This window comes from Streptomyces sp. V3I8 (assembly GCF_030817535.1).
GTDB lineage: Bacteria > Actinomycetota > Actinomycetes > Streptomycetales > Streptomycetaceae > Streptomyces.
In genome coordinates, this window is the sequence record NZ_JAUSZL010000002.1 from 3,691,015 (window position 1) to 3,712,204 (window position 21,190).

At 71.5% G+C, this 21,190-nt stretch carries 19 protein-coding genes; 10 read left to right on the forward strand and 9 right to left on the reverse strand.

Annotated features, from left to right (window positions below):
- Nucleotides 1–44 precede the first annotated feature (44 nt).
- From QFZ75_RS16115 to galU, 5 genes are all read right to left on the reverse strand, one after another.
- On the reverse strand, nt 45–704 hold the full coding sequence (locus QFZ75_RS16115) for a GNAT family N-acetyltransferase (protein ID WP_307544530.1): 660 nt from the start codon (nt 702–704) through the stop codon (nt 45–47).
- A complete protein-coding gene (locus tag QFZ75_RS16120; RefSeq protein WP_307537616.1) occupies nt 701–1,258 on the reverse strand; it encodes a molybdenum cofactor biosynthesis protein B in 558 nt (185 codons plus the stop codon). Before QFZ75_RS16120 ends, QFZ75_RS16115 begins: the two co-directional genes overlap by 4 nt.
- Nucleotides 1,255–1,734 carry a cyclic pyranopterin monophosphate synthase MoaC gene (gene moaC, locus QFZ75_RS16125; protein WP_307537619.1) on the reverse strand — a complete coding sequence of 160 codons (480 nt, stop codon included), beginning with the start codon at nt 1,732–1,734 and terminating at the stop codon, nt 1,255–1,257. The genes QFZ75_RS16120 and moaC overlap by 4 nt, the downstream gene beginning before the upstream one ends.
- 70 nt (nt 1,735–1,804) lie before the next feature.
- Entirely contained in the window at nt 1,805–3,130 is a 1,326-nt protein-coding gene (gene glp, locus QFZ75_RS16130) for a gephyrin-like molybdotransferase Glp (protein WP_307537621.1), read from the reverse strand.
- Between the two features lie 4 nt (nt 3,131–3,134).
- Nucleotides 3,135–4,037 carry a UTP--glucose-1-phosphate uridylyltransferase GalU gene (gene galU, locus QFZ75_RS16135; protein WP_307537623.1) on the reverse strand — a complete coding sequence of 301 codons (903 nt, stop codon included), beginning with the start codon at nt 4,035–4,037 and terminating at the stop codon, nt 3,135–3,137.
- A gap of 94 nt (nt 4,038–4,131) precedes the next feature.
- On the opposite strand from galU, the gene QFZ75_RS16140 reads away from it, so the two are divergent.
- Nucleotides 4,132–4,770, forward strand: coding sequence for a 5-formyltetrahydrofolate cyclo-ligase (locus tag QFZ75_RS16140; protein WP_307537624.1), 639 nt, complete (start codon nt 4,132–4,134; stop codon nt 4,768–4,770).
- Between the two features lie 90 nt (nt 4,771–4,860).
- On the opposite strand, the gene QFZ75_RS16145 is transcribed toward QFZ75_RS16140, so the two are convergent.
- Entirely contained in the window at nt 4,861–7,725 is a 2,865-nt protein-coding gene (locus QFZ75_RS16145) for a penicillin acylase family protein (protein WP_307537626.1), read from the reverse strand.
- Nucleotides 7,726–8,070: 345 nt separating this feature from the next.
- Between QFZ75_RS16145 and QFZ75_RS16150 the strand changes: the two genes are divergently transcribed.
- From QFZ75_RS16150 to mscL, 6 genes are all read left to right on the forward strand, one after another.
- Nucleotides 8,071–9,576, forward strand: a complete 1,506-nt coding sequence (locus QFZ75_RS16150; protein ID WP_307544533.1) for a potassium/proton antiporter — start codon at nt 8,071–8,073, stop codon at nt 9,574–9,576.
- Between the two features lie 299 nt (nt 9,577–9,875).
- On the forward strand, nt 9,876–11,219 hold the full coding sequence (locus tag QFZ75_RS16155; RefSeq protein WP_307537628.1) for an MFS transporter: 1,344 nt from the start codon (nt 9,876–9,878) through the stop codon (nt 11,217–11,219).
- A gap of 68 nt (nt 11,220–11,287) precedes the next feature.
- Nucleotides 11,288–11,644 carry an FmdB family zinc ribbon protein gene (locus QFZ75_RS16160; RefSeq protein ID WP_307537630.1) on the forward strand — a complete coding sequence of 119 codons (357 nt, stop codon included), beginning with the start codon at nt 11,288–11,290 and terminating at the stop codon, nt 11,642–11,644.
- Between the two features lie 87 nt (nt 11,645–11,731).
- Nucleotides 11,732–12,574 carry an S-methyl-5'-thioadenosine phosphorylase gene (locus tag QFZ75_RS16165; protein ID WP_307537631.1) on the forward strand — a complete coding sequence of 281 codons (843 nt, stop codon included), beginning with the start codon at nt 11,732–11,734 and terminating at the stop codon, nt 12,572–12,574.
- A gap of 192 nt (nt 12,575–12,766) precedes the next feature.
- Entirely contained in the window at nt 12,767–13,306 is a 540-nt protein-coding gene (locus QFZ75_RS16170; protein ID WP_373465882.1) for a hypothetical protein, read from the forward strand.
- Nucleotides 13,307–13,438: 132 nt separating this feature from the next.
- On the forward strand, nt 13,439–13,921 hold the full coding sequence (gene mscL / locus QFZ75_RS16175; RefSeq protein ID WP_307537633.1) for a large conductance mechanosensitive channel protein MscL: 483 nt from the start codon (nt 13,439–13,441) through the stop codon (nt 13,919–13,921).
- An 8-nt stretch (nt 13,922–13,929) separates the two neighbouring features.
- Here the strand turns inward: mscL and QFZ75_RS16180 are convergent, their stop codons facing one another.
- Nucleotides 13,930–14,109, reverse strand: a complete 180-nt coding sequence (locus QFZ75_RS16180) for a hypothetical protein (protein ID WP_307537634.1) — start codon at nt 14,107–14,109, stop codon at nt 13,930–13,932.
- Nucleotides 14,110–14,219: 110 nt separating this feature from the next.
- On the opposite strand from QFZ75_RS16180, the gene QFZ75_RS16185 reads away from it, so the two are divergent.
- The 3 genes from QFZ75_RS16185 (at nt 14,220) to QFZ75_RS16195 (ending at nt 17,565) form a co-directional block, all read left to right on the forward strand.
- The gene (locus QFZ75_RS16185) at nt 14,220–15,248 is read left to right on the forward strand and encodes a P1 family peptidase (protein WP_307537635.1); all 1,029 of its coding nucleotides are present in this window, start codon (nt 14,220–14,222) and stop codon (nt 15,246–15,248) included.
- A 207-nt stretch (nt 15,249–15,455) separates the two neighbouring features.
- Entirely contained in the window at nt 15,456–16,661 is a 1,206-nt protein-coding gene (locus QFZ75_RS16190) for an Ig-like domain-containing protein (protein WP_307537636.1), read from the forward strand.
- A gap of 157 nt (nt 16,662–16,818) precedes the next feature.
- The gene (locus QFZ75_RS16195) at nt 16,819–17,565 is read left to right on the forward strand and encodes a DUF6227 family protein (protein WP_307537638.1); all 747 of its coding nucleotides are present in this window, start codon (nt 16,819–16,821) and stop codon (nt 17,563–17,565) included.
- A gap of 234 nt (nt 17,566–17,799) precedes the next feature.
- Here QFZ75_RS16195 and QFZ75_RS16200 read toward each other — a convergent pair whose 3' ends face one another.
- Together QFZ75_RS16200 and pfkB are read right to left on the reverse strand one after the other, a co-directional pair.
- Nucleotides 17,800–19,950, reverse strand: coding sequence for a fructose-specific PTS transporter subunit EIIC (locus tag QFZ75_RS16200; protein WP_307537640.1), 2,151 nt, complete (start codon nt 19,948–19,950; stop codon nt 17,800–17,802).
- A 178-nt stretch (nt 19,951–20,128) separates the two neighbouring features.
- Nucleotides 20,129–21,076 (reverse strand): 1-phosphofructokinase, encoded by a 948-nt coding sequence (gene pfkB / locus QFZ75_RS16205; RefSeq protein WP_307537642.1) that lies wholly within the window; start codon nt 21,074–21,076, stop codon nt 20,129–20,131.
- Between the last annotated feature and the right edge of the window lie 114 nt (nt 21,077–21,190).

Consider the following 21,190-nt stretch of genomic DNA (forward strand, 5'->3'; position numbering starts at 1 on the left):
CTGCGGGTGGTCGATCGCCGATCATTTTCGAACACCTATTTCATTTACGCGGTGTTCCTGGGGGTGTCCCTCGGTGAGTTTTCGGACGCGTTCCTCGAACGTGTCCGGCGCCAGCGGGCCAGCAGTCCTTCGGGGATCTCCTCCGCCGTGAGCGCGAAGACGAGGTGGTCGCGCCAGGCGCCGTCGATGTGGAGATAACGGGGACGGACACCTTCGTCACGGAATCCGAGTTTCTCGACGACCCGCCGGCTCGGTCCGTTCTCGGGCCGAATGCAGACCTCGATGCGGTGCAGACCAACGGTGCGGAAGCAGTGGTCGGAGACGAGCGCGACGGCCGTCGGCATCACTCCCCGGCCGGCGACCGCCTCGTCCACCCAGTAGCCGACATGGCCCGAGCACATGGAGCCCCAGGTGATTCCGGCGACCGTCAGCTGCCCGACGAGCCGCCCCTGGTACTCGATGACGAACGGCAGCATCCGCCCCGCGTTCGCCTCGGCGCGCAGGTGCCGGACCATCTGCCGGTACGTCGGCCGGTGGACGATCGGCCCGCTGGGCGTGGGCGGCGGGATGGTCGCCTCCCAGGGGCGCAGCCAGTCCCGGTTGCGCCGGTTGACGTCACGCCAGGCCCGCTGGTCGCGCAGCTTTATGGGCCTGAGGACCACATCGCCGTCGACCAGCTCGACCGGCCAGGATGGGCTGTTCAGCTCGCACCCCCGCTGCCGCCGGTTCCGGGGTGGTCGCCGCCGCGGATCTGGTCGACGGCGTGGATCAGGAGGGGTTCGAGGACGGCGAGGCCGTCCTTGACCCCGCCGGAGGAGCCCGGCAGGTTCACGATCAGCGTCCCCTCCGCGACCCCGGCGAGACCCCGGGAGAGGGCCGCCGTGGGCACCTTCTCCCTCCCGAACGCCCTGATGGCCTCGGCGATGCCCGGCACCTCGCGGTCGATCACCTTCCGCGTGGCCTCGGGGGTGCGGTCGGTGGGCGAGATGCCGGTGCCGCCGGTCGTCACGACGACGTCGTACCCAGCGCGGACGCCCGTCCGCAGCGCGTTCTCGACGGGGTCCCCGTCCGGGACCACCCAGGGGCCGTCGACGGCGAAGCCGGCCTTCGCGAGGCCCTGCGCGATCAGGGGCCCGCCCCTGTCCTCGTAGACGCCCGCCGCGGCGCGGTTGGAGGCCGTCACCACGAGCGCGCTGTACGGGGCCGTCAGCGCGCCGCCGGTCGGCGGTTCGGCCGGTACCGACGCGGGCGCCGTCATGTCCGGCTCCAGTCGCCCGACTTGCCGCCCGTCTTCTGCTCCACGCGCACGTCCGTGATGACCGCCCCCTTGTCGACCGCCTTGACCATGTCGATCACGGTGAGGGCCGCCACGGTGACCGCAGTGAGGGCCTCCATCTCGACGCCCGTGCGGTCGGTGGTCCTCACGGTGGCCAGGATCTCGACGGCGTCGTCCGCGACCGACAGGTCCAGCTTGACACCCGACACCGACAACGGGTGACAGAGCGGGATCAGGTCCGGTGTGCGTTTGGCGCCCATGATGCCCGCGATGCGCGCGGTGGCGAGGGCGTCGCCCTTGGGGACCCCCTCGCCGCGCAGCAGCTCGATCACGCGGGGCGAGACCAGGACCCGGCCGCTGGCGCGGGCGGTGCGGGCGGTCACGTCCTTCTCGGACACGTCGACCATACGGGCGGCGCCCGCCTCGTCGATGTGGGTCAGTCGGTCCTGCGTACTCATGCCGTACTCATGCTGTGGCGGCGCTCCCGGTCGTGCCAGTCGTGCGCGACACGGTACCCCCAACGGGGGACTACCGGCCGAGGAGGACCACGTCGACCTCGGTGCCGGGCTCCACGGACTCGACGGACTCCGGGACCACGATCAGGGCGTCGGCGTGCGCGAGGGCCGCGACCAGGTGGGATCCGGCGCCGCCGACGGGGGTCACCTCCCCGTCCGCGTGACGTCCGCGCAGGAATTGACGGCGCCCGGCGGGCGAGGTGAGCGCCTTCTCCGTACGGAGTGTCGCGCGGACGGTGGGACGGTGGACGTCCTGCACGCCCATCAGGGTCCGGATCGCGGGGCGCACGAACAGCTCGAAGGACACGTACGACGAGACGGGGTTGCCCGGGAGGGCGAGGAGCGGGGTGTGGTCGGGGCCGATGGTCCCGAAGCCCTGGGGCTTGCCGGGCTGCATGGCGAGCTTGCGGAAGTCGATGCCGCTGCCCGGCTCGTCCTCGTCGCCGGCCGGCGAGAGCGCCTCCTTGACGACGTCGTACGCGCCGACGCTGACACCGCCCGTGGTGACCACGAGGTCGGCGCGGATGAGCTGGTCCTCGATGGTGGCGCGGAGCGTCTCGGCATCGTCGGCGACCGCGCCCACCCGGTAGGCGATCGCTCCGGCGTCCCGGGCCGCGGCGCACAGCGCGAAGCTGTTGGAGTCGTAGATCTGGCCGGCCTCCAACGCGGCGTCGGGCTGGACGAGTTCACTGCCGGTGGACATGACCACCACGCGCGGGCGCGGGCGGACCCGGACGGTTCCGCGGCCGATCGCGGCGAGCAGGCCGATCTGCGGGGGGCCGAGGACGGTGCCGGCGGCCAGGGCGCGGTCGCCGGCCCGCACGTCGCTGCCCTTGGCGCGTACGTGCGCGCGTGCCTGCGCCGGGCGGTGGACGTGCACCTGTCCCGAGGCGCCCTCGGGGGACGCGCTGCGGGCGCGCATCCCGGAGACGGGGCCCGCGCCGAGGCCCCCGTCGGTCCACTCCACGGGCACGACGGCCTCGGCGCCGGGCGGCAGTTGGGCGCCCGTCATGACGCGGGCGGCCTGGCCGGGACCCACGTGCAGCAGCTCGGACTGTCCCGCCGCCACGTCGCCGACGACCTCCAGGACCGCCGGGTACTCCTCGCTCGCGCCCGCCACGTCCGCGACCCGGACCGCGTACCCGTCCATCGAGCTGTTGTCGAAGGGCGGCAGCGACAGCGGCACCACGACGTCCTCGACCAGGACGCAGCCCTGGGCGTCGAGGAGCTGCAGCTCGATGGGGTCGAGGGGGCGCACGGTCGCCAGGATGTCCTCGATGTGCTCGGTCACCGACCAGAGGTGGTCCTGGCCGGTGGCACGGGTCGCGGCGCTGCTCAAGGTGCTACATCTCCTCGGTGACGTAACTGCGAAGCCAGGTCCGGAAGTCCGGGCCCAGGTCTTCACGTTCGCACGCGAGCCGGACAATGGCACGCAGGTAGTCCCCGCGGTCACCGGTGTCATAGCGGCGGCCCTTGAAGACGACGCCGTGCACGGGGCCGCCGACCTTCTCGTCCGACGCGAGCTGCTGGAGGGCGTCGGTGAGCTGGATCTCGCCGCCGCGGCCGGGCTCGGTCGTGCGGAGTATGTCGAAGACGTGCGGGTCGAGCACGTAGCGGCCGATGACCGCGTAGTTGCTGGGGGCGTCCGCCGGGTCGGGCTTCTCGACGAGGCCGGTCACCTTGACGACGTCGCCGTCGGCGGTGGCCTCGACGGCCGCGCATCCGTAGAGGTGGATCTGCTCGGGCGCGACCTCCATGAGCGCGATGACACTGCCGCCGTGCTGCTCCTGGACGTCGACCATGCGCTTGAGCAGCGGGTCGCGCGGGTCGATCAGGTCGTCGCCCAGGAGGACCGCGAAGGGCTCGTCGCCGACGTGCGGGGCGGCGCACAGCACGGCGTGGCCGAGGCCCTTGGGGTCGCCCTGGCGGACGTAGTGCATGGTGGCGAGGTCGCTCGACTCCTGCACCTTCGCGAGCCGGCCGGCGTCACCCTTCTTCTGAAGGGCCGACTCCAGCTCGTAGTTGCGGTCGAAGTGGTCCTCGAGGGGCCGCTTGTTGCGGCCCGTGATCATGAGGACGTCGTCGAGGCCCGCGGACGCGGCCTCCTCGACCACGTACTGGATCGCCGGCTTGTCCACGACCGGCAGCATCTCCTTGGGAGTTGCCTTGGTGGCCGGCAGGAACCGGGTGCCGAGACCCGCTGCCGGGATGACAGCCTTGCTGATCCTTGGGTGCGACTGAGTCATGCCTGACACCATATCCGGTGCCTTTGTGGAGAATCTGTGGCTCCGGTTAATTCGTTCTCATATGAGCATATTGCGAAGGGTACGGAACAAGTCTATGAGTCACCCGGGACCTGAAGAGGAGTTTGACAAACGTTCGTTGCGGCGAGAGCTCCTCCAGGTGAGGAGCCGGTTGACGGCCGATGACGTGCGGGAAACGGCGACCTTGCTGGCCGCCCGCGCGCTGGAGCTGCCCGAACTGGCGCACGCGCGCACGGTGGCGGCCTACGTCTCCGTGGGGAGCGAGCCGGGCACCCGCGCGCTCCTCGACGCGCTCCACGCGCGCGGAGTGCGCGTCCTGCTGCCGACGCTCCTCGCGGACAACGACCTCGACTGGGGCGCCTACGACGGCCGGGGCTCGCTCGTGCGCGTGCGGCACGGGGGCAGGATGGCCCTCCTGGAGCCCGCGGGCGGGCGCCTGGGCCCGGAGGCCGTCCTGACGGCCGACGCCGTCCTGCTGCCGGGCCTGGCCGTGGACGGGCGCGGCCTGCGGCTCGGCCGCGGCGGCGGATCGTACGACCGGGTGCTCGCGCGCCTCGCGCGGGCGGCCGCGGATCCGGCCCTGGTGGTGCTGCTGTACGACTCCGAAGTGGTCGCCCGCGTCCCCGAGGAGCCGCACGACCGGCCGGTGCACGCGGCGGTCACCCCTTCCGCGGTGCACCGCTTCCGCCCACGCGCCCGCCCGTCCCTGCCGTAGGCACCCGGGAAGATCCGTAGGGGCCCGACCCGGTACGCGGAACGGCCCTCCACGCGTGCGTGGAGGGCCGTTCACGGGTGGACCCGCCCGTCAGGGCTTCAGCACCAGCGTGTCCGACGTGGCCTTGTCGACCGCGCGGTCCGAGGTGACCCACGGCAGCAGTTCGCCCTTGACCCACTTGCTCGTCTGGTCGATGTAGTGGGCGCTGTACGCGTGGCCGGAGGCCCCGGTGAGGTTGATCCACCTGGACTTGTCGAAGTCGTCGAGGTTCACCACCATGCGCATCGACGGCACCCAGACCACGGAGTACCCGCCCGCCGCGTTCCAGCCGGTGGCGTTCACCGCCGCCTCGCCGCCGCCCATGTTGTACGGGCCGCGGTTGAGCATGTACTGCAGGAAGCCGGGACCGTCGGTGCCCAGGGTCTGGTTCTTCAGGTACAGCCGGTGCAGCCGGCCCCAGCTCCAGGTGTCGAGGTCCTTGCCGAGCTTGGCGGTCAGCTCCCAGCGGGCGTCCGCGAGGGCCCGGCCGAAGAGCTCGTCGCGGGTGTCGACGGGGTTGTCGGGGTCGTCGGTGCGTACCCTCGGCGCCGACCACCAGTCGTTGTCCTCGTCGTCGAGGATCTTGCGGACCACCTCGAACCAGCGGTCGCCGCCGTCCGGCTGCGCGCTGTCCGCGTCGCGCTGGCCGCACTCGCGCACCTTGTCGTCCTCGCCGTCGACCGGTCCGGTGGAGTCGGCCGGTTCGACGTACAGGCACTGGCCCTTGACCCGCAGCTCCTTGGGGAGCTTGTTGCCGAAGGTGAGCTTGAGGATGTTGCGCCAGGTGGCGTTGAAGTACGCGGCCGCCGCCGAGTCGGCGTCCTGGGTGTAGTTCCAGCCCTCCAGGAGCTTCTGCGCCTCACGGACGTCCTTGTTGGGGACGTCGATCTTGAGCAGCTTGGGCACCAGCAGCTTGGCGATCTCGCTGCTGTTGTCGAGCTGCATCTGGCGCATGTCGTCCGTCGAGACCTTGCCGCCGTTCTTGATCTTCGACGCGATGAGGTCGGAGATCCGCTGGCTGCGCGTGCCGTAGCCCCAGTCCGTGGTGAGCGTGTACGGGTACTTGTCCTTGTCGATCACGGCCTGGTTGGCGGTCACGATGTAGCCGCGTTCCGGGTTGTACTCGTAGGGCAGCTCGTCCTGGTCGATGTAGCTCTTCCAGCGGTAGTCGGAGTCCCAGCCGGGCGAGGGGAGCGAGCCGTCGCCCTCGCCGCGGATCGGGATCCGGCCCGGCAGCTGGTAGCCGATGTTGTTCTCGGTGTCCGCGTAGACCAGGTTCTGCGAGGGGACGTCGAAGAGGGCGGCCGCCTTGCGGAAGTCCGTCCAGTCGGTGGCCCGGTTGATCGCGAAGACGGCGTCCATCGAGGTGCCCGGGTCCAGGGCGGTCCAGCGCAGGGCGATGCCGTAGCCGTCGCCGCGGTCGGGGGCCGCGCTGTCGACGGCGGCCTTCCTGCCGACCTTCACGAGTTCGTCGTCGCGGTCGGACAGCAGCGGTCCGTTGTTGGTCTCCCGCACGACGATGGTCTTGCCGGTACCGCCCGCGACGTCGATCTTCTCCTTGCGGGTGGTGAAGGGGACCACCTTGTCGTCGTACTCGTAGCCGTCCCCGGTGAGCTTCTCCAGGTACAGGTCGGTGACGTCGGCGCCGGAGTTGGTCATGCCCCAGGCGATCTTCTGGTTGTGTCCGATGACCACGCCGGGCATGCCCGCGAAGGTGTACCCGGAGACGTCGTACCGGCACTTCTCCGAGACGCTCTTGCAGTGCAGGCCCATCTGGTACCAGACCGACGGCAGCGAGGGCGACAGGTGCGGGTCGTTGGCGAGCAGCGGCTTGCCGCTGATGGTGTGGGCGCCGCCGACGACCCAGGAGTTGGAGCCGATGCCGTTGCCGTTCACGCCGACGGCCTCGGGGACGTCGTCCAGCACCTCGTAGAGGCCCGACAGCTGGCCCTCCAGCCCCGCGGGGGCCTCGGTGCCGTTCGTGAGCCCGGTGCCCGCCGAGGACTGCGTACCGCCGGCCGCGGTGCCGGTGCCGGTGCCTGTGCCGGTCCCTGTCCCGGTTCCGCCTCCGGTCCCCGTGCCCGTGCCCGTGCCGGTTCCGGCGCCCGTGCCGGTGCCGGTGTCGTCGCCCTGCGTGTACTCGCCGGTGATGCTGCTGTACTGGCCCTCCTGCACGATCGGCTTGTTCCGGTCGTACGGGTACTGCGGGTACAGGTCCGCGATCTGCTTCGGGCCGAGGCGGCTGGTCATCAGGGAGCGGTCGATCTCGTCCTGCATGTTGCCGCGCAGGTCCCAGGCCATCGCCTTGAGCCAGGCCACGGAGTCGACCGGGGTCCACTTCTCGGGCTTGTAGTCGTTGGTGAAGCCGAGGGCCGCGTACTCCAGGGAGATGTCCGCGCCGTCCTTGCCCCCCAGGTAGGCGTTGACCCCCTTGGCGTACGCCCGCAGGTACTTCTTCGTCGAGGCGGACAGCTCGGTCCTGTACTCCTTCTCCGCCACCCGCTGCCAGCCGAGCGTGCGCAGGAACTCGTCGTTGTCGACCTGGCTCCTGCCGAACATCTCGGAGAGCCTGCCGGCCGTCATGTGGCGGCGGACGTCCATCTCGTAGAACCGGTCCTGCGCCTGGACGTAGCCCTGCGCCATGAACAGGTCCTCGTCGGTCGAGGCGTAGACCTGTGGGATGCCGTAGCCGTCCCGTTTGACGTCCACGGGGCCCGACAGGCCGTCGAGGGTGAGGGAACCCTTGGTCTGCGGGAAGGAGGCGCGGACGGTGCTGATGCTCCAGAACGCGCCGTAGGCGACGCCGCCGATGAGGGCCAGAACCAGGATGATCAGGATCAGACGGGCTCTGCGCCCCTTCTTCCTGCCGGACTTGCCGGGCTTGTGACCGGAAGATGCGGTGGTGTTGGGGGGCATCGCTGTCCTTGCTGTCCTCACGCGAGCGGCAGACGGGCTTGTCCATGTGACTGAGCGCTGGAGCAACCATAGGCGCAGGGCCATCCCGGACTTGACGCGGAGTCGGGTACCCGGGCGGACAGAAGTTCGATCTTGCCTCGGCGAGCGTCAAGAAAGCGTCAAGAGTTAGGTAAGGTAATGAAGTAGTTGAACCATCGAAATAGTTGAAATCGGTCGGAGTCGCCTCTCCGGGCGGCCGTCGCGGCACGGTCCGAACGACACGACCGGAACAGCACGGCCGGAACGACACAGCCAGAACGACATGACCGGAACAGCACGACCGGAACAGCGAGAAGGGAACAGCCGCTGACTGTCCACCACCTCAACCAGCTCTTGCTCGTCTGCTCGCTCGTTCTGCTCGTCGCGGTGGCAGCGGTACGGATCTCCTCGCGCAGCGGGCTCCCCAGCCTGCTCGTCTACCTGGGCATCGGCGTCGCCATGGGCCAGGACGGGATCGGCGACGTCCACTTCGACAACGCCGAACTGACCCAGGTCATCGGATACGCGGCCCTGGTCGTGATCCTCGCCGAGGGCGGTCTGGGCACGAAGTGGAAGGAGGTCGGACCGGGAATCCCGGCGGCCTCCTCACTGGCGATCGTCGGCGTCTCGGTGAGCGTCGGCGTCACCGCGACGGCGGCCCACTACCTGATCGGGCTGGAGTGGCGGCAGGCGCTGATCATCGGCGCGGTGGTGTCCTCGACGGACGCGGCGGCCGTCTTCTCGGTGCTCCGCAAGGTGCCCCTCCCCTCACGCGTGACGGGCATCCTGGAGGCCGAGTCGGGCTTCAACGACGCCCCGGTCGTCATCCTCGTCGTCGCGTTCTCCACGGCGGGGCCGGTCGACCACTGGTACCACCTGCTCGGCGAGATCGCGCTGGAGCTGACCATCGGAGCGGTCATCGGGCTCGCGGTGGGCTTCATGGGGGCCTACGGACTGCGGCACGTGGCGCTGCCCGCCTCCGGCCTCTATCCGATCGCGGTGATGGCCATCGCGGTCACGGCGTACGCGGCGGGCGCGCTCGCGCACGGCAGCGGTTTCCTCGCCGTGTACCTGGCGTCGATGGTGCTGGGCAACGCGAAGCTGCCGCACTGGCCCGCCACCCGCGGCTTCGCCGACGGGCTCGGCTGGATCGCCCAGATCGGCATGTTCGTGCTGCTGGGACTGCTCGTCTCACCGCACGAGATGGGCGACGACATCTGGCCGGCGCTCGTCATCGGCCTGGTGCTGACCATGGTGGCGCGACCGCTGAGCGTCGTGGCGGCCCTGCTGCCGTTCCGTATGCGCTGGCAGGAACAGGCCCTGATGTCCTGGGCCGGGCTGCGCGGCGCCGTGCCCATCATCCTGGCCACGATCCCCATGGTGAGCGGCATCGAGGGCAGCCGGCGGATCTTCAACATCGTCTTCGTCCTGGTCGTCGTCTACACCCTCGTCCAGGGGCCCACACTCCCCTGGCTGGCCCGGAAGCTGGGGCTGGCCAAGTCCTCCGAGACCGCCGACCTGGGCATCGAGTCGGCGCCGCTGGAGCGGCTGCGCGGGCACCTGCTGTCCGTCGCGATCCCGGAGGGGTCGAAGATGCACGGCGTCGAGACCAACGAGCTGCGGCTGCCGCCGGGGGCCGCGGTCACACTGGTCGTACGCGGCGGAGAATCGTTCGTTCCGCTTCCCACGACCGTGCTGCGGCGCGGCGACGAACTGCTCGTCGTGGCGACGGACCCGGTCCGCGACGCCGCCGAGCGACGGCTGCGTGCGGTCGGCCAGGGCGGCAAGCTGGCGGACTGGCTGGGAACCGGCGGGAACGACACCGACGACTGAGGACCGCGACCACGTCCGCCGTCGATGGCCGCGTCCGCCGCCGACGGCGGTGTCCGCCGCCGAGGACCGCGTCAGCCGCCGCCGGCCGCGTCCATGACCGGGGGCTGCGTCTATCATGGAGGGGCACCTGATCGAACCAACTCTGCCTGACGCAGTGCTGGCGCGACCGTATGGCGGCCGCGGCGCCCCTCTCCAGTGGGCGGCCCGGTATCTACCGCAGTTCCGCGCAAGAGGACAGCTCTCGGCGCCCCGCGCCCCGTGACCGGGGCCGCGCTACCAGGCGGCAGAAAGGCACGGCCGTGGCATCCACGGTCACCCCCGGGACCCCCGGCACCCCGGCGTCCCCCCGCCCGGGATACGGCCGGCTGCTGCGCACGCGCGGCGCCTGGACGTTCCTGCTCCCCGGCTTCGCCGCACGGCAGCCGTTCGCCATGCTGACCCTCTCCATCGTGCTGCTCGTGCAGCACACCACCGGCTCGTACGGGGCCGCAGGCGCCGTCGCCGCCGTGACCGGTGTCGCCATGGCGGTGTTCGCGCCGTTCACCGGCCGCCTCGCGGACCGGCACGGACAGCGGGCCGTACTGCTTCCCGGGGTCGTCGTGCACGCGCTGGCGGGCCTCTCCCTGACCGCGCTGGCGCTCGCGGACGCTCCCCTGTGGGCGCTGTTCGCGGCGGCCGTGCCGACCGGGGCGTCGGTGCCGCAGGTCGGGCCGATGGTGCGGGCCCGCTGGGGCGTCAAGCTGCAGGGCTCGCCCCTCATGCCGACCGCGGCCGCCTTCGAGTCCGTCACGGACGAGCTGACCTTCGTGCTCGGACCACTCCTCGCGACCGCGCTGTGCACCACCGTGGACCCGGCCGCAGGACTGCTCACGGAGGCCGCGCTGACGCTGGTGGGCGGACTGCTGTTCGCCGCCCAGCGCGGTTCGCAGCCGGCCATTGTTCCACGGGCGGGCACCGGTGCGGGTACGGGCGCGGGTTCGCACGCGGGTACGGGTGGTGCGGGTGAGGGGCACGCGCGCGTACGTCCCGCGTTGGCCGTTCCCGGCGTGCGTGTCCTGGTGGTGGCCTTCCTCGGTATCGGCGCCGTCTTCGGCGGTATGCAGGTGGCGCTCGCCGCGTTCAGCGAGTCCATCGGCGAGCCCGGTCTGAACGGTGTCCTCTACGGGACGTTCGCCGCGGGCAACATGCTCTCCGGCGTCGTCTGCGGCGCGATCGCCTGGAAGACGGCCCCGCGCCGCCGCCTCCTCACCGGGTACGCGGCCCTCGCGCTGACCGCCTCCGGGCTGTGGGCCGCGCAGTCGGCCGTCGTCCTCGCCGGGACCGGCCTCCTGGTCGGCATGTGCATCGCGCCCGCCCTGATCACCGGCTACACGCTCGTCGAGTCCCTGGTGCCGATGGGTGCCCGCACAGAAGCCTTCACCTGGCTGACCGGCGCCGTCGCCCTGGGCCAGGCCGCGGCCGTCCTGATCGCCGGGCAGCTCGAGGACCGCCTCTGGGACGGGGCCGGTTTCCTCGTACCGATGGGCGGCACGCTGCTCGCGTTCGCGACCCTGGTGGCGCTGCGTTCACGGCTCGCTCCGCCGGCCGTGAGCCGGACCGTCGCACGTGGCGTCGGTCACCGCGCGCCGGTCGCAGTGGACTGATCCCGAGGAATACGTCACTATGGACCGTCGTTAGCACTCACTGAGTGAGAGTGCCAGGAGGAAGACAAGTGCCGACCTACCAGTACCAGTGCACCGAGTGCGGCGAAGGCCTCGAGGCGGTGCAGAAGTTCACCGACGACGCCCTGACCGAGTGCCCCAATTGCGGTGGCCGCCTGAAGAAGGTGTTCTCCGCCGTAGGCATCGTCTTCAAGGGCTCCGGGTTCTACCGCAACGACAGCCGCGGCTCGTCGTCCAGCAGCAGTCCCGCGTCGGCCTCGAAGTCCTCGGGCTCGTCGTCCGACTCGGCGTCGTCCGGGTCGTCGGGATCGTCCGGGTCGTCCGACTCGAAGTCCTCCTCGTCCTCGTCCGGCTCGAAGCCGTCGTCGACGTCGTCGGGTTCGTCCTCCGGCAGCAACGCCGCCTGAGACTTTCTCGCGCCTCTTCCTTACGGGACCCTGTCGTCATGGACGGCGGGGTCTTCGGCGTTCTCCGGCCCGGTTAGGGTGCCGTCCATGGCGAACACGGAAAACGTCGAGATCGGCGTCATCGGCGGGTCGGGTTTCTACTCGTTCCTCGACGACGTGACCGAGATCCAGGTGGACACCCCCTACGGGCCGCCCAGTGACTCCCTCTTCCTCGGCGAGGTCGCCGGGCGCCGGGTCGCCTTCCTCCCCCGCCACGGCCGCGGCCACCATCTGCCGCCGCACCGCATCAACTACCGGGCCAACCTGTGGGCGCTGCGGTCCGTCGGCGCGCGCCAGGTGCTCGGGCCGTGTGCCGTGGGCGGGCTCCGGCCCGAGTACGGGCCCGGGACGCTGCTCGTGCCGGACCAGTTCGTCGACCGTACGCAGACGCGCGCACAGACCTTCTTCGACGGGGTGCCGCTGGTCGGCGGCGGAACGCCGAACGTGGTGCACGTGTCGCTGGCCGATCCCTACTGCCCGGCCGGGCGCGAGGTCGCGCTCGCGGCGGCGCGCGGGCGGGACTGGAAGGCGGTGGACGGGGGGACGCTGGTCGTGATCGAGGGACCGCGGTTCTCGACCCGTGCGGAGTCGCTCTGGTACCGGGCGCAGGGGTGGTCCGTGGTGGGGATGACCGGGCATCCCGAGGCGGCGCTCGCCCGTGAACTGGAGCTCTGCTACACGTCCTTGACCCTGGTCACCGATCTCGACGCGGGAGCCGCCGCCGGGGAGGGCGTCTCGCACGACGAGGTGCTGCGGGTGTTCGCGGCGAACGTGGGGCGGCTGCGCGGGGTGTTGTTCGACGCCGTCGCCGGGCTGCCGGACTCTTCGTCCCGGGACTGTCCGTGCGCTTCGGCGTTGGGCGGGATGGATACGGGGATCGCATTGCCGTAGGGGCGCGGGCGCGGGGAACTGCTCGTTCGGGTGGCCGGGTTCTCCACAGACGGGTGGTTGTCCACGGGGGCCGACGGGATGTGCCGAGAAGGCGCAGTCTGAGGGCTCGAGCCCATCTTTCGACCCCTGGCGGTGGTGGTTGTGTCCTCTTTTTCGCGTCCGTTGGGTACGGATGTTCCTGGTACGTGCGAGGTGCCGCACTTCGCTCCGGTACGGGTGCGGGGCGGGCGGGGCCAGATGCGGCGGCTGGTCCGGTGCCGGCGGCGGGCTCTGGCGGCCGGTCTCGCGGTGACCGCGGCGGCGCTGGTGGCGGCCGGGCCCGGGGACGCCGCGGCGGAGCGGGGCGGCGGGCCGGCGCCGGGGGCCCGGACGGTGGGCGATGCCGCCAGGGAGCCGGGGCAGGAACGGGAGCGGAAGCGAGGACGGGGGCGGCCGGTCGAGATGGTCGGGGCGCCCGTGCGCATCGCCGACGGGGCGACTGTGCGGTTGCTCGAGGTGGGTGACCGGGTCGATGTGGTCGCCGCCACGGCCGAGCGGACGGCGGGCGGGGATGCGCGGGTGGTGGCGCGCGGCGCGCGGGTGGCCGAAGTGCCCGCGGTGACCGGGGCCGCCGAGTCTTCGGACCGGGTGGGCGAGGGCGGTGCCCTGGTCGTCCTGTCCGTGCCCCGGGAAACCGCCGCACGGCTTGCCGGGGCAGGCGCGGCCTCACGACTGGCGGTGACCTTGTGCTGAGTACCGGCGTGGCCGCTGTGCGGCTGTCAAGTCATCCGTTGGAGGGCGGGAATTGGACAGGGGCGCCGCACCCTGCCGTAGGTTGCGGAGCTGTTCGTTCCACGGTCTGCGCAATCGAGAAGGGGCTCTTGAGTGAGCGAGAAGAAGAAGGAACCGAGCATCCTGGACGGCTTCAAGGCTTTCCTGATGCGCGGGAACGTCGTCGACCTGGCTGTCGCGGTGGTCATCGGCGCGGCCTTCACCAACATCGTCAACTCCCTGGTCAAGGGCGTGATCAACCCGGTGGTCGGCGCCTTCGGCACCAAGGACCTCGACAAGTACAGCTCGTGTCTGAAAACCCCCTGCACATTCGACGTGGCCACGGGCACCGCGAAGAGCGGCATCCCGATCATGTGGGGCACCGTCCTCAGCGCGACGCTGACCTTCCTGATCACCGCGGCCGTCGTCTACTTCCTGATGGTGCTGCCGATGTCCAAGTACCTCGCCCGGCAGGCGGCCCGCCAGAAGGCGAAGGAGAACACACAGGAGGTGCTCGAGGTGACCGAGCTGGAGGTCCTGAAGGAGATCCGCGACGCTCTGGTGGCGCAGCGCGGCTCCGCAGACGGCGGGCGGTAGGGCCGCGGTCAGATGTGGTGGGGCGGCTTCTCGTCCAGGAAGCGGGCCAGGTCCGCGGCGCTGTCGCCGGTCGGCCGTTCGCCCCAGCCGCGGTCCGTGTCGTCCGCGGACGGCCGGCTCAGCGGGTCGTCGAAGATCAGCGCGGCCTTGGGATCACGCGGCTCACTCGGTTCGGGGGCTTCGCTCATGTCTCCAGGGTACGCGTGCGGCCCCAGGTCCCCGGGCCCTCGGTCGCCCCGCGCCCGCGGGGTTCCGGGTCAGGACGGGTCCAGGGGCTCCGGGAGTCGAGACTGGGGCCATGACAGTTGACGCTCTGACCGATGTGACCGGGCTGCGGGTGGGACATGCCACACGGATCGGCGACGGGTGGCTCACCGGCACGACCGTCGTCCTGGCGCCCGAGGGGGGCGCGGTCGCGGCCGTGGACGTACGGGGTGGCGGGCCCGGCACCAAGGAGACCGACGCGCTCGATCCGCGCAATGTCGTGCGCACCGTCGAGGCACTCGTCCTGACGGGCGGCAGCGCCTACGGGCTGGACTCGGCGACGGGAGTGATGGCCTGGCTGGAGGAGCGGGGGCGCGGGGTGCGGGTCGGGCCCGATCCGCGTCATGTCGTGCCGGTCGTGCCGGCCGCCTGCGTCTTCGATCTGGGCCGGGGCGGCGACTTCCGGGCCCGGCCGGACGCGGCGATGGGCCGCGAGGCGGTGGAGGCCGCCGCCGCGAGCGGGCTGGGCGCGGCCGTAGCCGAAGGATGCGTGGGCGCCGGGACCGGGGCGGCCGTCGGAATGATGAAGGGCGGGGTCGGCACGGCCAGTGCCGTCCTCGGCTCGGGGATCACGGTGGCGGCGCTCGTGGTGGCCAACGCGGCGGGGTCGGTGCTGGAGCCGGAGAAGGGGGCGCTGTACGGGGAGTTGGTCCAGGGGCGCATGGACCTGCCGGCCGCGGAGGTCCATGAGGCGGCGCGGACGCGGTTGGCCGAGGCGGCGGCCAGGAACACGGTTCCGCCGCTCAACACCACGCTGGCGGTGGTCGCCACCGACGCCGACCTGTCGAAGGCACAGGCCCACAAGCTCGCCGGCACGGCGCACGACGGCATCGCGCGGGCCGTCCGGCCGGTGCACCTGCTCAACGACGGCGACACCGTCTTCGCACTGGCCACGGGCGCGCGTCCGCTGTCCCCGGAGAACCCCCTGGCCCTGAACGAGATCCTCGCGGCAGGCGCGGACCTGGTGACCCGCGCGATCGTACGAGCGGTACGCACGGCCGAGTCGGTGAAGGGCCCGGGCGGGGTGTGGCGGGCGTACGGGGAGTTGTACGGGAGGGAGTGAGCGGTAGGGCGGGCAACGGGCAGGCCTCCCCGGAGGACGGAAGGGCTCCGGGGGAAGGGGGCGGCGGCTGGTCGGTGGGGATTGTCCTGGGTTTGTCACGTGCCGGGGCTCGGGGAACCCCGGGGGTCCGTGCGGGCCTCCTTGTTCACGGATCGTCTGCGCGGACCTGAGCAGATCGTTCCCCGTCACAAGGAACTGGAGCAGCCCGTGACTACGCCCGACGCAACCGTGCGACGCACGTTGGTGGCCTGTGCCGCCCTGGTGGTCGGCGCCCTGACGCTCACCGCGTGCGGCGGTGACGCCGAGGCCGACGGCAAGGGAGGCGGGTCGGAGTCCTCGGAGGCGCGGATCGTGATCTCCGCGAAGGACGGTTCGGCCGGGGCGTCGATCAACTCGACCGGGGTGAAGGTCAGCCATGGGAGGCTGACCGGGGTGAAGATGGCGGAGGCGGCCACGGGAGCCGCCGTCGCGGGGAAGATCGCGGGGGACGGGAAGAGCTGGAAGCCCGAGAAGCGGTTGGAGCGCGGGGCCGAGTACCGGATATCCGCCACCGCGAAGGGTGAGAACGGGAAGACGGCCAAGGCCGGTTCGACGTTCACCACGGTGTCCACGGACAACAGCTTCGTGGGGACGTACACGCCCGACGGGGGCACGAAGGTCGGCGTCGGCATGCCGGTGTCCTTCACCTTCGACAAGGCGGTCAGCAAGAAGAAGGACGTCCAGTCGCACATCGAGGTCACGTCCAGCAGCGGGCAGAAGGTGGTCGGGCACTGGTTCGGCGCGCAGCGGCTGGACTTCCGGCCCGAGGAGTACTGGAAGGCCGGTTCCGAGGTCACGGTGGACATCGGCCTGGACGGTGTCGAGGGTGCGGACGGCGTCTACGGGGTGCAGGACAAGACGGTCACGTTCACGGTCGGGCGTTCCCAGGTGTCCACGGTCGACGTCGCCACGCAGACCATGAAGGTCGTGCGTGACGGCAGGACCGTCAGGACGATCCCGATCTCGTCGGGGAGCCCGGAGAACAGCACGTACAACGGGCAGATGGTGATCTCGGAGAAGTTCCGGCAGACGCGGATGAACGGGGCGACGGTCGGCCACGGCGGGGAGTACGACATCTCGGACGTGCCGGACGCGATGCGGCTGACGACCTCGGGCACCTTCATCCACGGCAACTACTGGTACAACAAGGGCAATCCGCCCTTCGGGAGCGAAGGCACCAGCCACGGCTGCGTCGGTCTCGCGGACGTGCGGGGCGCAGGCGGCGGCACGGACGGCGCGTGGTTCTTCGACAACTCGCTCGTCGGGGACGTCGTGACGGTCAGGAACTCTCCCGACAAGACAGTCACACCGGACAACGGGCTCAACGGCTGGAACATGGCATGGAGTGCCTGGACCGCCGGAAGTGCGCTCTGACCACAGGGTTTTGACGTCCGGTCGGGCCGCGCGGGAATTTTTCGCGCGGCCACGGCGTTTTCCGGGCGTACGTTTTCTCGGTTCCGGGACATGATGTCCGACCGAGGGGCTACGGTATGCACCCACAAGGTGACATGCAGCAACGCCGGGAGAAGCCTTGAGCGTTCCGTACGAGACGGCAGCGTACGAACAACCCGAGTCGCCCGAGTCTCCGGAGGAGCATCTCGCGCGACTCCTCGGTCGCGCCCTGAACTCCTTCGAGCTGCCGGACGACACGATACGGCGGCTCGAACGGGCGCTGGCCCACGACAGTTCGCTGCACTCCGCGCACCACAGCGCGGGGCTGCACCGCGAGACGTACCGCCATACCTGGCTGCTGGCCGATGGGAGCGCGCTCACGCTGTGGGAGCTGGTGCACAACACCGCGCCGAGCCGCGAGACGCAGCACGAGGTGTACGAGGACGAGGAGGAGCTGCGGACCGCGACCGCGCGTCTGCCGCTGCCCGCGGACTCCCCCGACTTCGAGCTGCCCACGCTGGTGAGGGTGTCGGTCATTCCCGAGCCGTTACACGCCTACGTCCTGGACAACTCGGCGGACCACGGCCGGCGCCTGCTGCGCCGCGCCGAGAACGCGGACCGGCCCGGCGAGGACATGGCCGAGCTGCTGCGGATGGCGTTCGCGCACCAGATCACCCAGGCGTTCGGGCGGCCGAGCGGGGCCGGCCGGAAGGGCCGTAACTTCTCCCTCTACGAGCATGCGTTCCTGCTCCGCGACGGCCGCGAGCTGTCCCTGTGGGAGGTCGAGCACACGGCCACGCCCGACGGACGGCACATGTGCGAGGTGTACGCGACGGAGGAGGACGCCCGGGAGGCCATGGAGCGCCGGGCGGCCAACCTGCGCTGACGCCCGGAGGCGCCGCCCTCGGTCGCGCCCCCGGTCGCGTCGCTGATCCTCCGCCCACCCCCGCCGACCGGCCGGATCGCGTCAAGGGCTCGGCGGCATCCTGACCCGTACAACTCGCACAACCCGCATAACCCGCATAAGACGTACAAGACGCGGCCGTGGTCCGGGAATTCGGGTCCCGGGCCACGGCCGCGTGCGGGTCGCAGAGAAGCGGAGGGTAGGGGAGCGGAGCGTCTACGCGGCGACCGGTTCCTTCGGCTGGGACGGGGCCGCCGCCTCGGAGGCCTTCGCCGTGCCGTCGTCTCCGGCCTGCTTGCGCATGCCCTTCAGAACGATGACCAGGGCGGCCGTGACGGCCGTGCCGACCAGGATGGCCAGCAGGTAGAGGAACGGCTTGCCGATCAGGAAGGTGACCCAGACGCCGCCGTGCGGGGCCCGCAGGGTCGAGCCGAAGGCCATGGTCAGGGCGCCGGTGACCGCGCCGCCCGCCATCGAGGCCGGGATGACCCGCAGCGGGTCCGCGGCCGCGAAGGGAATCGCCCCCTCGGTGATGAAGGACGCGCCCAGGACCCAGGCGGCCTTACCGTTCTCCTGCTCGGCCGGGGTGAAGAGCTTCTTGCGGAGGGTCGTCGCCAGCGCCATGCCGAGCGGCGGGACCATTCCGGCGGCCATCACGGCGGCCATGATCTTCATCGCGGAGTCGCTGGGGTCCTGTACGGCGATACCGGCCGTGGCGAAGGCGTACGCGACCTTGTTGACCGGGCCGCCCAGGTCGAAGCACATCATCAGGCCGAGCAGGACGCCGAGCAGCACCGCGTTCGTGCCGGAGAGGCCGCCGAGCCAGTCCGTCATGGCGTCCTGGGCCTCGGCGATGGGCTTGCCGATCACGACCAGCATCAGGAAGCCGACGACGATCGACGAGATCAGCGGGATCACGACCACCGGCATGATGCCGCGCAGCACCGGAGGGATCCTGACCCGCTGGATGGCGAGGACCACCGCGCCCGCCAGCAGACCGGCCACCAGGCCGCCGAGGAAACCGGCGTTGATGTTGAAGGAGATCATGCCGCCGACGAAGCCCGGTACGAGGCCCGGCCGGTCGGCCATCCCGTAGGCGATGTAGCCGGCGAGGACGGGGATCAGGAAGCCGAAGGCGACGCCGCCGATCTGGAACAGCAGCGCGCCCCAGCTGTCGACCTGGCCCCAGTCGAAGACCTCGGTGACCGGCTTGGCGTCACTGATCCTGTAGCCGCCGATCGCGAAGCCGAGGGCGATCAGCAGACCGCCCGCGGCCACGAAGGGGACCATGTAACTGACACCGGTCATCAGCCACTTGCGGAGCTTGGTGCCGTAGCCGTCGTCGGGTTCGCCCGTCCGGTCCACCGGGGTGCCGCCGGAGCGGGCGGCCGAGGTGCTCTCACCGCGCTCGGCCTTGCCGCGCACCTCGGCGATCAGCTCGGCCGGCTTGTTGATGCCCGCCTTCACGCCGACGTCCACGGTCGGCTTGCCGGCGAACCGGTCCTTCTCCCGTACCGGCACGTCGTGCGCGAAGATCACGCCGTCCGCGGCGGCGATGACGGCCGGGTCGAGCCGGGTGAAGCCCGCCGACCCCTGAGTCTCGACGGTCACCTCGACGTCACCGGCGTCGCGGCCCGCGTTCTCCAGCGACTCGGCCGCCATGTAGGTGTGCGCGATGCCGGTGGGGCAGGAGGTGACGGCGACGATCCGGAACGGACGCCCGGGCGTCACAGCCGCAGCCGCAGCCGCAACCTCGGGCTCGGCCTCAGTCACGGGGGCGGCGGGGGCGGAGCCGGTGGTGGTGGCGTCCTCCGCCTGCGGAACCGGAACCGGGGCCGGACTCGCAGCCGGAACCGGGGCCGGGGCAGATGCCGAAGCAGGTGCCGCTTCGGCCGGGGCGGGCTTCGTGCCGGCCGCCGCGGGCGCCTCGTCCCCGCGGATGAGGGCCGCCGCGGCCGCCGCGTCCCGCGCCGAGCGCAGCGCGGACGTGAACTCGGCGTTCATCAGCTGACGGGCCAGCGACGACAGGATCGTGAGGTGGGCGTCGTCCGCGCCCGCCGGGGCGGCGATCAGGAAGATCAGATCGGCCGGGCCGTCCGGCGCGCCGAAGTCCACCCCCGCCGTGCTGCGTCCGAAGGCCAGGGTCGGCTCGGTGACGTGCTCGCTGCGGCAGTGCGGGATGCCGATGCCGCCGTCGAGGCCGGTCGGCATCTGGGCCTCGCGGGCGGCGACGTCGGCGAGGAATCCGTCCAGGTCGGTCACCCGCCCCAGGGACACCATGCGTTCGGCGAGGGCACGCGCCGCCGCTTCCTTCGTATCGGCGGACAGGTCGAGATCGACCAGGTCCGCGGTGATCATCTCGCTCATCGCGGGCTCCTTCGCACGCGTATCGCCCGTGGAGAAGTGTGGGCGGGGACGGGGGTGGGGACGGGGACGGGATCGGAGAGAGGGGTGGAGGTGAGGGTGGGGACGGGGGCCTCGCGGCCGGGGAAGCCGTCACGGCCGGGTGGGCCGTGGTCGGGAGCCGCGGGGCGGCCGGGGGGTCTCATGACGCGGGCTCCGTCAGGGCGCGGTCCGCCGGGATGTCCGCGGTGACCGTCACCGCGGTCGGGTCGAGGTCCGCCGGGCCCGGCATCACGCTGCCCGGCAGCCGGACGGCCGCGGCTCCGTGGGCCACGGCGGAGGCGAGCGCGGCGGGCCCGCTGCCGCCGGCGACGAGGAAACCGGCGAGGGAGGAGTCGCCCGCGCCCACGTTGCTGCGTACGACGTCGACACGCGCGCTCGCGAACCACGCGCCCTCCTCCGCGACGAGCAGTTGCCCGTCCGCGCCGAGGGAGGCCAGCACGGTCCGGGCGCCCAGCTCGCGCAGTTCCTCCGCGGCCTTGACCGCGTCGCCCACGGTGGCGAGCGGGCGGCCGACGGCCTCGGCGAGTTCCTCGACGTTCGGCTTGACGACGTCGGGCCGTTCGCGCAGGGCCGCGAGCAGCGCCGGCCCCGAGGTGTCGAGCGCGATGCGGACGCCGGCCCGGTGGGCGCGGGCGACCAGTTCGGCGTACCAGGAGGGGGCGAGGCCGCGGGGCAGACTGCCGCAGCAGGCGATCCAGTCGGCGTCGCGGGACTGCTCGCGCACGGTCTCCAGGAGTGATTCCTGTTCGGCGGCGGTGAGTTCGGGCCCGGGTGCGTTGATCTTCGTGAGGATCCCGTCCGTCTCGGCGAGCGCGATGTTCGAGCGGGTCGCCCCGGCGACGGGAACCGGTGCGACCTCGATGCCCTGCGCGTCGAGCAGGTCGGCGACGAGTGCGCCCGGGGCGCCGCCGAGGGGCAGGACCGCGACGGTGCGCCGGCCCGCCGCGGCGACCGCCCGTGAGACGTTGACGCCCTTGCCGCCCGGGTCCATGCGCTCGCCGGTGGCCCGGATGACCTCGCCGCGGTCGAGCGACGGGACTTCGTACGTACGGTCGAGGGACGGGTTCGGGGTGACGGTGAGGATCATGCGCACTCGTTTCCGGCCACACGGCATTCGGCCTGCCGTACGGCATTTGGCTGGCCGTGCGGCGCTTTGCTGGACATACGCGGCGTTTCGCTGGGGTCATGCGGTGTCCCGCCA